Origin of the sequence: Pseudomonas sp. Sample_20, from assembly GCF_004307585.1 — a bacterium.
Lineage (GTDB): Bacteria > Pseudomonadota > Gammaproteobacteria > Pseudomonadales > Pseudomonadaceae > Aquipseudomonas > Aquipseudomonas atacamensis.
Genome location: NZ_RCOA01000123.1, coordinates 15135 through 28916, shown reverse-complemented (window position 1 = coordinate 28916; position 13782 = coordinate 15135). Strand labels below are relative to the sequence as shown.

Sequence of the window (13782 nt, the reverse complement as noted above, 5' to 3'; positions counted from 1 at the left end):
TTCGCGAGCAGGCTCGCTCCCACAGGGAATGATCTCCCTGGCCTGTACGAATCAGATAAGAAGAGGCAAACCCATGTCCGACATCCTCTGGCAACCCGACGCCCAGCGTATCGACCGTTCGCGGATGGACGTTTTCCGGCGCGAAATCAATCAGCGGCATTCGCTTAAGCTCGACGACTTCCCTGCCCTGCACCAATGGAGCATCGATCAGCGCCCGGCGTTCTGGCAGGCGATCGTCGATTTCTTCGACATCCGCTTTCACACCCAGCCAGACGCCGTCTTGCGTGAAGGTGCAGAGATGCCCAGCGCCGAGTGGTTCCCCGGCGCGACGCTGAACTTTGCCGAACACCTGCTGCGCCGCCGCGACGATGCCGTGGCGGTGGTCGCTGTGGCGGAAAACGGCCAGCGCGAACAACTGACCTGGGCCGAACTGGCCGAACACGTCGCCGGTTTTCAGGCGAGCCTGCGCGCAACAGGCGTTGGCCGGGGTGATCGCGTGGCGGCTTGCATGCCCAACACCTGGCAAACTCTGGTGGCGATGTTGGCCACCACCAGCCTCGGCGCGATCTGGTCCTGCTCGTCGCCGGACTTCGGCACCCACGGCGTAATCGATCGATTTGGCCAGATCGAACCGAAAGTGCTGCTCACCTGTGCCGGTTATCAATACGCCGGAAAAATCCTGGATCAGACCGCCAAGCTCAACGAAATCCTGGCACAACTGCCATCACTGCAGCAGTTGATCATCGTCCCGTACGCCCGTCCGCAAGCGCGCATCGAGGATTATCAAACCCACGCTGATGTCTGCTTCTGGGAAGACTTCTATCAATCCGGCGGTGAACCGGATTTCACCCCGGTGCCGTTCAATCATCCGCTCTACGTGCTGTACTCCAGCGGTACCACTGGCGTGCCGAAATGCATCGTCCACAGCACCGGCGGTGTGCTGCTGCAACACGTCAAGGAACATGGTTTGCACTGCGACCTCGGTCCCGGTGACCGCTTGTTCTACTACACGACCTGCGGCTGGATGATGTGGAACTGGCTGGTTTCGGCGCTCGCGGTTGGCAGCGCCGTGGTGCTCTACGACGGCTCGCCGTTTCATCCGGACCATCAGCGCTTGCTCGACCTGATCGACGACGAACGCATCAGTGTGTTTGGCACCAGTCCGAAATTCCTTGCCACGTTGGAAAGCAGCGGCGCCAGGCCCCGCGAAAGTCATGACTTGAGCAGCTTGAAAACCCTGCTGTGCACGGGCTCGGCTTTGTCACCGCAAAGCTACGATTTCGTTTACCGCGACTTCAAAACCGATGTGTGCCTGGCTTCAATGTCCGGTGGTACCGACATCGTCTCGTGCTTCGTCAATGGCAACCCGCTGTCAGCGGTACGTCGCGGAGAAATCATGGGCAAGAGCCTGGGCATGGCCGTCGAGGTGTGGAACGACGCTGGCCAACCGGTGATCGGTGAGAAAGGTGAGCTGGTTTGCACACGGCATTTCCCGGCGATGCCGATCGGCTTGTGGAATGACCCCGACGGCTCAAAACTCCGCCAGTCCTACTTCAGCCTGTTCCCCGGCGTCTGGGCACAAGGTGATTACGCCGAACAGTTGCCCCACGGCGCGATGATGATCCATGGCCGCTCGGATGCGGTGTTGAACCCGGGCGGCGTGCGCATCGGCACGGCGGAAATCTATCGCCAGGTCGAGAAAATCACCGAGGTACTGGACAGCGTCGCCATCGGTCAGCAGTGGCAGGATGATGTGCGGGTCGTGCTGTTCGTGCGTTTGCGCGATGGTGTCGAACTCGATCAAGGACTCGAACAGCGAATCCGCGAAGTGATCCGCGCCAATACCACGCCGAGACATGTCCCGGCGCGGATTGTTGCAGTGACGGACATACCGCGCACCATCAGCGGCAAAGTCGTGGAGCTGGCGGTGCGTGATGTCGTGCATGGAAGGCCGGTAAAAAACACCGATGCACTGGCCAATCCCGAAGCGCTGGAGCAGTTTCGGGATCGACCGGAACTGGCTGATTGAAACCGGCACTGACGCCCTCATCCGCCAGGCTGGCGGCAGTGCTTTTCATCAACGAGGTTTGTTCAAGGTAATGACCACCGGCTCGCCAATCGCCCGCCCCGCACTGGCCTCGAGCGCACTGTCAAGAACAGTCATGTTTTGATCGAAAGTGACCTCGTCAGTGATCAGTTGACTCAGCAATGAGGTGACCAGCGTGAGCGAGTCGGCGTTTTCGAAGGCTCTGGACGGCGCATGACAGTCAGTGCCGCTCTGCGACTGCGCCAGGCAACCTGCCCCCAGATTGAGCAATACGGACACATCCAGCTGCTGTCCGCTGTCACTGGCATGCACGGCGTCGGTGGCATAACCGACATCGTCGGTTTGTGCGCTGGCGTGGAACAGCTCATGAATCAGGTCGTCGGCGATCACATCGTGGTTCAGACCCATGCTGACGAAGTGTCGGTTGAAGTTTTTCGTGTAGACCTCAACAAACGCTATAGCGCAATCGCCGCTCGAACCCGCGTCTTTCCAGCGCTGGTAATTGTTTACATCGAACGATGCCAGGGTGTCGTTGATCTTGAGGCCGTCGAGAACCATGTTGCTCAAGGAGAAACCGGCGAAATCGAAGCGGATCAAACGCAAGTAGTTCACCAGCCGATCGGTGGACACCTGAGAAGCATCGCCGAACACGATCTTCATCAGCGCGTCGCGATCGCGTTTGAAATCATGACGGTTGAAGATTTCCAATGCGTTGTCGATCTTGGCCCGTGCACGGGGCAGGCTTTGCTCGATGAACTTGCGCGTGTAACTGAGCGGCAACGTGCGCGGCGAAGCAGGCAGTTGCAAGGGGGCTTGATACACAAAACCCTCCAGAGACTTGCCCCACAAGTTGCCGCGTCGATTCAGCGAGTACCATTTGTCACCACTGCGCGCGGCCAGCACGGCGACGGCTTCATGCGTAGCCCCGCGTGGCCGCCAGCTCCCCAACCCGAATTGCGCGTTATCGGCCGCTTCAAGCAGATCATAGGATTGCCGGCGACCGCTGATCCTGTGCAATTGCCCCCTGGCCAGAGTAATCAGGTCATGAGTGTTCTTGTTGAACCGCAGCAGGCCCTTGTGTACCAGTTTACCGCCCGCCTGCAGACCAGAGGGCACACCGTCGAAGGGATTGAAAAGCGAGATGGCCGAAGTAAACGCCAGCCGGGTGAAACGCGCGGCCTTGGCAGTAGTGGAAATGGCCCTGGTGGAAATACTCAGCGCCTTCGAGCTGGCGCCAGCCACTGTTCCCACCAGGCCGATGCCGTCCATCAAACATCCGTAAACCCCGTCCACCATCTTGTTGTGTTCGCCCGAGGCGATGTCCTCGATGCATTTTTTGAACGGCACCAACAGGTCGATGAAGTAAGTCAGCAAGCGTTCGCCCTCTTCCCGGGAGAGTTCGAGCGGCGTCGGTACACGCACGAGCTCTCTGAGCTCGGTTTTATTCAGGAACGGTCTGTTCTCGGCGAGAAACCCGGCGATGCGCACGACGTTCGGGTCGTTGAATTTCTGGTAGAACCCTGTCTGCAACTGCGCAGATTGCGCTGGTGCTTCCAGTGCGCCGAAGTAATCGATGATCGCCATACTGCTGCTGATCGAAGCGTCCTCGGCCGCGGCATGGGTATAGCGCCTGATGTTCAGCGGAACGCTCTGGGTCAGGGTGTTGCTCAGGGGCGTCGTCATGTTGGCACTGGCGCTCATTCTTGAGCGTTGCTGAAGCTTTCTTTCCCGTCTGATGAAAGCACCCAGCGCATCATTCCTGCGGGTTTCTGCACGCGAAGTGAATAATTCATAACAAAGATCAGCGTCTTCATCAGACGTGTACATCACAACACCGAAGCTACCCGTGGCGGCATCCCGGCTCTGTTGTGTTTCTTGTTCAAGCCCTACATTCAAAGGCCCGCCGGCCCGGCGCGTAGTCACATAGGATGCCGATTCGCGCACGGTGAAAAAATGAATCTCGGCATTCATGAACACTTGCAGATCCGCTTCCGGCATGTGTGCCAACGCCAGCTTGACGGCAGACATCATGCCGCCGTTCACCGCTTCGAAATGCACGGCCAACTGACGATCCATTTCCTCGTCACAGGATTCAATTGTCAGCAGTTGCGGATAACGCTGATAAAGACTGAGACCCGCAGGGTTGTAGTTGATCGCAGGTTGCAGCAATCCGTTGACGATCAAACGTACGGTGCGCCTGTCCCACTGACCGGTGACCAGATCGCCCGATTGGTGCAGCTCGACCATGGACATGATTTGCTGTCCGCCTTTCTCGGAAAGCGCCTTTTCGTCCAGTGTGTCGCAGCCAGGTGCAGCTTTTCTCAATTGGCTTCGGGCAATTTCCGCTCGGTTGGGTAACGGTGTCGAAAATGCGCGGGCTAGTTGGGCGAATTGGTCTGCGTGGTGCTCAAACGCGTCAATCGCCCTTCGTGTACAGGTTTCTTCTGCCTGTTCGAGCTCGGCTCTGGAGATAATCCGGTTGAGCAACGCCCACTCGACAATCGGGTCGATCAGCGCCAGATCGCGCATATGCTTCTGCGCTTCACTGACCGGCTCCAGTTCGCCGTAAGCGATGATCTGTGCATAGGTCAATTCCCGCGAGGCCCCGGTTTTTACTGCCTCGACCAATACTACAGCGCGACAGAACTTGATCCAGGCGATCGACCCAAGTGTGACCTCTGTCGGAATTTTCCTGACTAGAAATTCGGGCGCGTTGCGTGCCAGGAGAAGATGAACCACCAAAGGCGCCAATATCGGATCTACCCAGCGCTTGTTCCGCACAAACTCGGTGTACTCCTCGAGTATCTCTGATGGATGGCGCTCAACATTGTCTGGCGAGTACAGGTCTCGCCGTTCGACCAAGTGGCGATGGCCGATCGATGGGTCCAGGTCGAGTAATATCGCGGTCATCAACAATTGGCGGAGAATATTTTCGGAGAGCGTTTGCCCGTCATTCACCCCGTACCAATTCAGCTCTTTGATATAACTTCTGGCAAGATCCAGCGAAACTGGATAGGCGACAAATTCAACGAGGCGCTGCGCCGCCGTTTCGTGAGATATATCCGCGCGCCCCGTGACGTTGTACAAGGCTGACAACAGTTTGCGCTTCGGCATCAACTTGGCGGTGACGCCACGAATATCTGCAAACTGCTCTTCGGATAATGCGTGATGACTCTGCTCACTGGATTGAAAGTGATCCCAAAAAGCAACTGGCTCCCTGACCTCGGGTGAAAACTTGAACAAGCCGATCAAGTTACTGATCTTCGCCTTGGTGTCAGGCAGATCGATATCATGAAACTTGAACCACTGATCCAGGGTTACATCCAGATCAGGCCATACAAAACCGCCGGCGACTGCGGCAATGTCGGCGATGAGACTCACCGTCGAGCGCGTAGGTTGACTGTATTCAAAATACTGCGCCGCAACCAGATCTACCCAACCTCTGACGGCACGGACTTCCATCTTGCCTTCCGGCGTAATCCGAACCAGGCCGTTATGCTCGCGCGCCTCCTCTCGACCGATTGCACCAATGACCGGCCCGGTTTTCAGCAGTTCATTGAGCAGAAGTCTGCCGGGGTTATATATTTCATGCAGTGATGAGCCTGGTTGCAACTCTACTTCACGCCCATACCAGTCTATATCGTGATCTTCAGTGTACTCATTCAATGCCTCTTCCAGATGCCGAAGAACCATATCGCGCTCGGTGGCATCTGCCGCAGACCGATACTTCCATTCAGCCAGCGCAACTTTCGACGGGCGGAATACTTTATTTTTCTTAACTTCGTTCAAGGCAAAACCTCATCAAACCAACTAGCTGACCATTCAGCGTGATGACGTTTTACCCAAACACATACAACCGAACCACGAGTTAATTATTAAGTGTTGTTGCCGCGCAATCAGTCGACGCAATTGAAGACACCAAGTCAATCCATCAAACCCCACTCGCCGGCGCCTGTATTGTTAACACCTGCCTGATCGCGCTGAAGTTTGATTCGCAACTTCAAGTTATTTACCGAATCGGCATTCTTCAATGCTTCCTGCTCACTGATTGCACCTTCTGCAAACAGCGCAAACAGTGCCGCGTCAAATGTCTGCATACCGAGTCCGGTCGATTTTTCCATCATCGGCTTGAGCTCTTCGAACTGGCCGCGTCGGACCAGGTCAGCGATGGTCGGCGTACCCAGAAGAATTTCGACTGCCGCGCGCCTTTGCCCATCGACAGTGCGGAGCAGACGCTGCGAAACACAGGCTTTGAGGTTGTTGCCCAATGTCTGCAAAAGCTGCTCGCGCTTCTCTTCGGGGAACATATTGATGATTCGATCCAGTGCCTGACTGGCATTGGTCGCATGCAGCGTCGACAAAACAAGATGGCCGGTATCAGCGAATGACAGCGCATGCTCCATGGTTTCGCGATCGCGGATCTCACCAATCAATACAACATCCGGAGCCTGGCGCAGAGTGTTCTTCAAAGCCGCATGAAAGCTTCGGGTATCTACGCCGACTTCACGCTGATTGATGATCGAGCGCTTGTGCCGATGGATATATTCGATCGGGTCTTCGATCGTCACGATGTGTCCGGCACTGTGGCGGTTACGGTGATCGATGAGTGCCGCCAGTGAAGTCGACTTGCCTGAACTGGTCGCGCCGACAAAAAGAATCAGGCCACGTTTGAGCATCACCGTTTCCAGCAACACCGGCGGCAGCTTCAGGTCTTCGAATCGCGGGATGTCGACCTTGACGTTGCGGATCACGATCGAAACGTCGTTGCGCTGCTTGAAAATGTTCACCCGGAACCGCCCGACGCCCGTTCGGGAGATTGCCAGGTTCATTTCCAGATCCCGGTCGAACTCCCGGCGCTGCTCGGCGTCCATCAGGGAGGTGGCGATGGCTGCGGTTTCGCCGGGTTTGAATGGCTGATCGCTGAGCGCCGTCAGCGCGCCATCAATGCGCGCACTCGGCGCTGCGCCGGTAGAGAGGAACAGATCCGAGCCGTTTTTTTGCGACAATGTTGACAACAGTGCATCGATTTCCATGGCTGAAAGCACCCGCGAAGCATTGAATGAGCAGATTTGGCCGACGCTTGGCGCGGCTCCTGCAACAATGATAGACCCCGTCTCACCGAACCACGCTCAGGATTGAAACATGAATGCTGTATCCACCACCGATGACGCTCAGGCCCTGATTGCCCGCACCGACTGGAGCCGCAGCCCGCTGGGCGCCGCCGGCACCTGGCCGCAGAGCCTGCGCACGGCGGTGGACATCGTGATTCATTCGCCGATGCCGATGCTGCTGTTATGGGGCCCGCAACTCACGCAGATCTACAACAATGGTTTTGCCCTGCTCGCTGGCAGCAAGCATCCCGAAGCGTTCGGGCAGCCGACGCATGAGGTCTGGCCGGAAGTGAGGGATTTTGCCGAGCCGATATACCAAGCGGTGCTGCAGGGCCAGGTGCGCAGCTTCAGCGAGCAGCGGTTCAGCGTGCAGCGGGACGGCAAAAAAACCGATTTCTGGCTGGATCTGACCTACAGCCCGATTCGCGATGAAACCGCACAGGTGGCCGGGATTCTGATCACTGCCATCGAAACCAACGAGCGCCGACGCATTGCCCTGGAATTGCAGCGTCGTTCCGAAGAAAGCCTCAAGGCCCAGCGCCAGTCCGAGGAGCGTCTGCAACTGGCCCTCGCCGCCACCGACGCCGTCGGCACCTGGGATTGGGACATTGGCGAAGACCGTTTCATCGCCGATGCGCACTTCGCCGAACTGCACGGCGTCGATCCGACCAGAGCCGGGCAGTTGCCGATCAGCGAATACATGCACGGGGTGCACCCCGAAGACCGCGCCATGGTCGCGCGCGGCATCAAATACTGCATCACCCATGGCACCGAGTACGCTGAGGAATATCGCTTGTTGCAGGCCGATGGCACGCTGCGCTGGGTGTTCGCGCGCGGGCGTTGCTACAAGGATCATCATGGTCGGCCGATGCGCTTTCTCGGCGCCGCGCTGGACCTGACCGAACGCAAACATACGGAACAGGCGCTGCGTCAGAGCCAGACCGAACTTCAGCTGATCATCAACGCCATGCCGATCCTGATCAGCTACGTCGACGCCGAAGAACGTTTTCGCCTCAACAATGCAGCGTATCTGGACTGGTACGGCCTGACGCCGCAGGAGTTGTATGGGCGCACGATCCGCGAAGTCATCGGCGAAGAGGCGTATTTCCTGCGTGCGCCGTACATCGCCGAAGCACTGGCCGGGCGCTCCTGTTCCTTCAGTTTCTACACGCCGCACCGCGATGGCAGCACCCGTCATGCCCTCATGAATTATCTGCCGCGACATGGCGCAGACGGTGCAGTGAATGGCTTCTACATCTTTGTCATCGACGAAACCGAGCGCAAGAAAACCGAGGAAGCCCTGCGCAATCTCAACGAGACCCTCGAAGAGCGGGTCAGCGCGCGCACCGAGCAACTGGCGCAGGCCAACGAGCGTTTGCAGAACGAGATGTTCGAACGCGAGCGCGCCGAAGACGCCTTGCGCCACGCGCAGAAGATGGAAGCTGTCGGCCAGCTCACCGGCGGCATCGCCCATGACTTCAACAACATGCTCACCGGCATCATCGGCAGCCTCGACTTGATGCAGCGCTATATCGCTAACGGTCGCGCCGATGAGATTGGTCGCTTCACCGAGGCGGCCGTGTCGTCGGCCAACCGTGCGGCCGCGCTGACGCATCGCTTGCTGGCCTTCTCGCGGCGCCAGTCGCTGGACCGCAAGCAACTGCACGTCAATGAACTGGTGCATTCACTGGAAGACCTGATCCGCCGCACCAAGGGCGATGCCATCGAGCTGCAACTGCGCCTGCCCGAGGATTTGTGGCCGGTGAGTACCGACGTCAGCCAGCTGGAAAATGCCCTGCTCAATCTGGTGATCAATGCCCGCGATGCGATGCCCGAAGGCGGCACGTTGCTGATCCAGACCGCGAACGTGTATCTCGACAGCAGCGACACCACCATTCTCGAGCCGGTGAAGGCCGGCGAATACGTGATGCTCGCGGTCAGCGATAACGGCACCGGCATGACGCCGTCAATCCGTTCCAAGGCGTTCGACCCGTTTTTCACCACCAAACCGATCGGCCAAGGCACCGGGCTCGGCCTGTCAATGATTTATGGTTTCGCCCAGCAGTCCGGCGGCCATGTCAGCCTCGACAGTGTGCCGGGGCAAGGTACTTGCGTACGTCTGTACTTGCCGCGTTTGCTTGAGCCGACGCCCGAATCCTCGTCTGTGGAGAAAGCCGAACCGATTGCAGCTTCATCTTCAGGCGAGACCGCGATTGTGGTCGAGGATGATCCGGCAGTGCGCATGCTGGTGCTGGATCTGCTCAAGGAACTGGGCTACACCACCTTCGAAGCGGAAAACGCCACGAACGCCCTGCCCGTGCTCGAGTCCGTGCAACGCGTCGATCTGCTGGTTACCGATGTCGGGCTGCCGGGCATGAACGGACGCCAGTTGGCGGAGATTGCTCGCCAGCATCGTCCGGGGCTTAAAGTGCTGTTCATGACCGGTTACGCGCAGATTGCTGCCGAGCGTCAGGGCTTTCTTGAAGAGGGCATGGACATGGTCGCCAAGCCCTTTGTCCTTGAAGTGCTGGCGAGCAAGATTCGCAAGTTGAGCAACCCGACCCCGCGACTTGAGGCATAATCGCGCGCCCCGCTGTCACCCCGTTATCAGGTATTGCACGATGAAAGCCCAAGCCCGCCACATTCTGGTGAAAACCGCCGAAGAGGCCGAACAACTCAAACAGCGCATTGCCAAGGGCGAAGCGTTCGATGTGCTGGCGAAGAAATTTTCCACCTGCCCGTCCGGCAAACGCGGCGGTGATCTGGGCGAAGTACGTCCAGGACAGATGGTCGGCGCGATTGATGCGGTGATTTTCAAGAAACCACTGCGCACCGTGCATGGGCCGATCAAAAGCAAGTTTGGTTATCACCTGGTGCAGGTTTTTTATCGAGATTGATCGGCTGGCTGCCGGACTTCTTCGCGAGCAGGCTCGCTCCCACATGTCCACCGCGTTTTCATTGCGGGAGCGAGCCTGCTCGCGAACCGATTGCGCAGCAAGCGGCCATTCTCTGATTACCTGGGGATCAGCGCTCCAGGCACCTGTATCACCCGACTGGCCAATTCATGTCCCGCTTGCGCCGCCTCTGCCGGACTGCCGCCGAGCAAGCGCCTGGCCAGATACGCCGCACTGAACGAATCCCCCGCCGCTGTGGTGTCGACGACCTTATCGACCTTCTGCGCCGGCACTTCAAACGCCTCCCCCTGACAACGAATCAGACACGCCTCGGCGCCGCGCTTGAGCACCACTTCCGGCGTGCCGATCTGTGCGTAAGTGGCAAACACTTCAGCGCCATCGGCAAACCCGAACAACGCCTGTTCGTCATCCACCGTCAGCAACGCCAGATCGACATAAGGCAGGACGCTGCGATACGCCGCGCGCGCCTCTTCCACCGACGCCCACAGGCGCGGGCGGTAGTTGTTGTCGAAAACGATGCGTGCGCTGCGCTGCCTGGCTTCTATCAGGGTCTTGATCAGTCGGGCGCGGCCTTGCATTCCGAGTACAGCGAGGGTGATACCGCTGAAATACAGCACGTCGTAGTGCGGCAACGCCGCGAGGATCGGCTCGGCCGCAGGGGTGGTGAAGCAATCGCGTACCGCTGCTTCGTTGCGCCAGTACAGAAAACGCCGCTCGCCGTTGGCGTCGGTCTGGATGCAATACAAACCAGGCAGCCGACCGGGCAAACGCTGCACCAGATCGAGGCCGATGCCTTCGCTGCGCCAGATCTGGCACATGGCGTCGCTGAAACTGTCATCGCCCAGCGCGGTGACGTAGTCGACTTGCGCCTTGTCGCCCAGCGCACGGGACAGATACACCGCCGTGTTGAGGGTATCGCCACCGAAGCTTTGCTGCAGACTGCCGTCGGCGCGTTGTTGCAGTTCGATCATGCATTCGCCGATCAGGGCGATGCGCGGGGTGTTGCTGAGGATTTTCATCGGGCGGGATCTCGGGTGGTTCAGTGGAGACTAAGCGGGCGTCTTCGCGAGCAGGCTCGCTCCCACAATGGAACGCATTGATCTTGTGGGAGCGAGCCTGCTCGCGAATAGCCGCCGCAACGCAATCTCAAGCCTTAGAAACAAGTTTCCATGGTCTCGATGACCGCCAACTGCTCATCCACCAGCAACCCTACCCGCCACTTGTCAAAAGTCAGGCATGGATGCGAAGTACCAAAGGAAATGATGTCGCCGACCCGCAGTTCTACACCCGGCGCCACGGTCATGAACGCATGCTGATCCATCACCGCCGTGACCTTGCACGCGCCGACATCATCCCCCGCCGCCGGCACCACACCGGCCTTGTAGCGCAACAACGGCACCGGCAAACCGGCATCGAAGGCGACGTCGCGCTTGCCCAGAGCAATAACCGCAAAACCCGGTTCCGGCAGCGACTGCACGTGGGCCCAGACTTCCAGCGCCGGGCGCAGGCCTTCGTGCAGGTCGCTGCGACGGTCGAGCACGCAGCACTGCGCCTCTTTGTAGATGCCATGGTCGTGCGCCACGTAACTGCCCGGGCGCAACACACTGAGGAAGCGGCCAGCGGCGTTCTGGGTTTCGAAGGATTCGGCGATCAGGTCGTACCAGGCCGAACCCGACGCAGTGATGATCGGTCTGGCGATGGCAAAGGCGCCGCTGTCCTGTAGCTGCACCGCGAGGCGAACCAGCGACGCGGCGAATTCGCGAATGCCACGGACCGCATGATCGCCGTGAATCACGCCTTCGTAACCTTCAATACCGGTCAGGGCCAGTGCCGGTTGCGCATCGATGGCCTTGGCCAATTCGATGACTTCCTGCTCGCTGCGGCAACCGCAACGGCCGCCAACCACGCCGTATTCGATCATCACGTTGAGCTTGACCCCACGGGAAGCGAAGTAAGCCCCGAGGTCGGCGACGTTGTCCGGGTGGTCGACCATACAATGGAAATCGAACGTCGGATCGGCGAGCAGATCGGCAATCAACGCCATGTTCGGCGTACCGACCAACTGGTTGGCCATCAACACGCGACGCACGCCGTGGGCATAAGCCGCGCGGGCCTGGGTGGCGCTGGCGAGGGTGATTCCCCAGGCGCCGGCGTCAAGCTGTCGTTTGAACAGTGCCGGGGTCATGCTGGTTTTGCCGTGGGGCGCCAGCTCGGCGCCGCTGTCGCTGACGAATTTCTGCATCCAGCGAATGTTGTGCTCCAGCGCCTCGCGGTGCAGCACCAGCGCCGGCAGGCTGACGTCGCGGGTCAATTGCGCGCCGATGGCGGCGTCGCCTTTTTCTACGGCAGAGTTGATGGCAGTGGTCATGGTCGAATCCTCACAGGCGCGGCCGCAGGCAGCCGCGGTTATTCGTTGATCCGCCGGGCGAGGCTGTTGGCGCTCTCGATCAGCACCCGGCGATAGTCGTTGTAATTGTTTTTCGCATCGGCGCGCGGGGCGACGATGCACAAAGTGCAAATGGCCACGCCCTGCGGGTCTTTGACCGGCGCGGCGAAGCAATGGGTGAAGGTGTCGGCGACGCTGTCGAAGGAGAAGAAGCCATCGCTGCCGGCCTGACGAATCTCCGCCAGAAAACGGTCCAGTGGCAGGCGTTCGCCGTCGGGCAGGATGTAGTCGTCTTCGTCGATCAGGTCGATGATCTGTTGATCGCTCAAATGCGCGAGCAACAGACGCCCGGACGCTGTCCATGGGATCGGCGCGTTTTCGCCAATATCGGAGGAAATGCGGAAATGCCGCTCGCCCTCCTTCATCAATGCAACGGTGTATTTGCGCCCGTTGAGCAGACACATCTGCGCAGTTTCGCGGGTCTGGCTGACGATCTCCTGCAAAGCGTGATCGGCCTCGCGGCTGAGGTCGAAATGCCGCAGATGTGCCTGGCCAAGGAAGTACAGCTGGCGGCCAAGATAGACGTGACCGTCCTTGCCCACCGGCTCGAGAATCCTTCGCTCCAGCAAGGACGCGACCAGTTCGTAGACCGTCGACTTCGGACTGCCGATGCCATTGGCGATGTCGTTGGGGCGCAGGGGCTGGCCGATTTCCTTGAGAAAATCGAGGATATCGAACGCCCGGTCCAGACCGCGTGCCCGGCGCTTGATGGTGTCTTCGGTCATGTCAGTGGTTTCCATTCAAAGTCGCCGGGAGTTTACAGCCAATGATCGTTCCCATGCTCCGCGTGGGAATGCCTCCGCGTCCACTTTTGGGACGCAGAGCGTCCCGGGCTGCATTCCCACGCAGAGCGTGGGAACGATCGGCGTGTATCAGGCCTTCTTCTTGTAGGCAATGCAGTCAATCTCAACCTTGCAATCAACCATCATGCTCGCCTGCACACAGGCCCGCGCCGGGGCGTGTTCGGGTTTGAAATACTCGGCGAAGACCTTGTTGAAACTGCTGAAATCCCGTGGATCGTCCAGCCAGACGCCAGCGCGGACCACATCCTCGAGGCCATAACCAGCCTCTTCGAGAATGGCGATCAGGTTCTTCATGGTCTGGTGGGTCTGTTCGACGATGCCACCAACGATGATCTCGCCATCCACCGCCGGAACCTGGCCGGACACATGCAGCCAGCCATCCGCTTCAACTGCGCGGGCGAATGGACGAGGCTGGCCGCCGGCGGCGGTGCTGCCGGTGCCGTAACGCGTAATGCTCATG

General features: G+C 59.1%; 9 protein-coding genes. 3 read left to right on the top strand and 6 right to left on the bottom strand.

All coding sequences use genetic code 11. The features are described from left to right. Positions 1–73: 73 nt before the first annotated feature. Positions 74–2029: an acetoacetate--CoA ligase gene (locus tag D8U70_RS24165; protein ID WP_130929925.1), complete on the top strand. Its 1956-nt coding sequence runs from the start codon at positions 74–76 to the stop codon at positions 2027–2029. Positions 2030–2077: 48 nt separating this feature from the next. Here the strand turns inward: D8U70_RS24165 and D8U70_RS24160 are convergent, their stop codons facing one another. After that, positions 2078–5836, bottom strand: a complete 3759-nt coding sequence (locus D8U70_RS24160) for a hypothetical protein (protein ID WP_130929924.1) — start codon at positions 5834–5836, stop codon at positions 2078–2080. A 134-nt stretch (positions 5837–5970) separates the two neighbouring features. Beyond that, entirely contained in the window at positions 5971–7080 is a 1110-nt protein-coding gene (locus D8U70_RS24155) for a PilT/PilU family type 4a pilus ATPase (RefSeq protein WP_130929923.1), read from the bottom strand. A 109-nt stretch (positions 7081–7189) separates the two neighbouring features. Between D8U70_RS24155 and D8U70_RS24150 the strand changes: the two genes are divergently transcribed. Then, the gene (locus D8U70_RS24150; protein WP_130929922.1) at positions 7190–9739 is read left to right on the top strand and encodes a PAS domain-containing protein; all 2550 of its coding nucleotides are present in this window, start codon (positions 7190–7192) and stop codon (positions 9737–9739) included. A gap of 40 nt (positions 9740–9779) precedes the next feature. Beyond that, entirely contained in the window at positions 9780–10055 is a 276-nt protein-coding gene (locus D8U70_RS24145) for a peptidylprolyl isomerase (protein WP_007912322.1), read from the top strand. Between the two features lie 116 nt (positions 10056–10171). On the opposite strand, the gene D8U70_RS24140 is transcribed toward D8U70_RS24145, so the two are convergent. From D8U70_RS24140 to D8U70_RS24125, 4 genes are all read right to left on the bottom strand, one after another. Next, positions 10172–11092 carry a sugar kinase gene (locus tag D8U70_RS24140; RefSeq protein WP_130929921.1) on the bottom strand — a complete coding sequence of 307 codons (921 nt, stop codon included), beginning with the start codon at positions 11090–11092 and terminating at the stop codon, positions 10172–10174. A gap of 134 nt (positions 11093–11226) precedes the next feature. Then, entirely contained in the window at positions 11227–12441 is a 1215-nt protein-coding gene (locus D8U70_RS24135) for an amino acid deaminase (protein ID WP_130929920.1), read from the bottom strand. A 38-nt stretch (positions 12442–12479) separates the two neighbouring features. After that, positions 12480–13244: an IclR family transcriptional regulator gene (locus tag D8U70_RS24130; RefSeq protein WP_016774498.1), complete on the bottom strand. Its 765-nt coding sequence runs from the start codon at positions 13242–13244 to the stop codon at positions 12480–12482. Positions 13245–13391: 147 nt separating this feature from the next. Continuing rightward, a complete protein-coding gene (locus D8U70_RS24125; RefSeq protein WP_016774497.1) occupies positions 13392–13781 on the bottom strand; it encodes a RidA family protein in 390 nt (129 codons plus the stop codon). Position 13782: the final 1 nt, after the last annotated feature.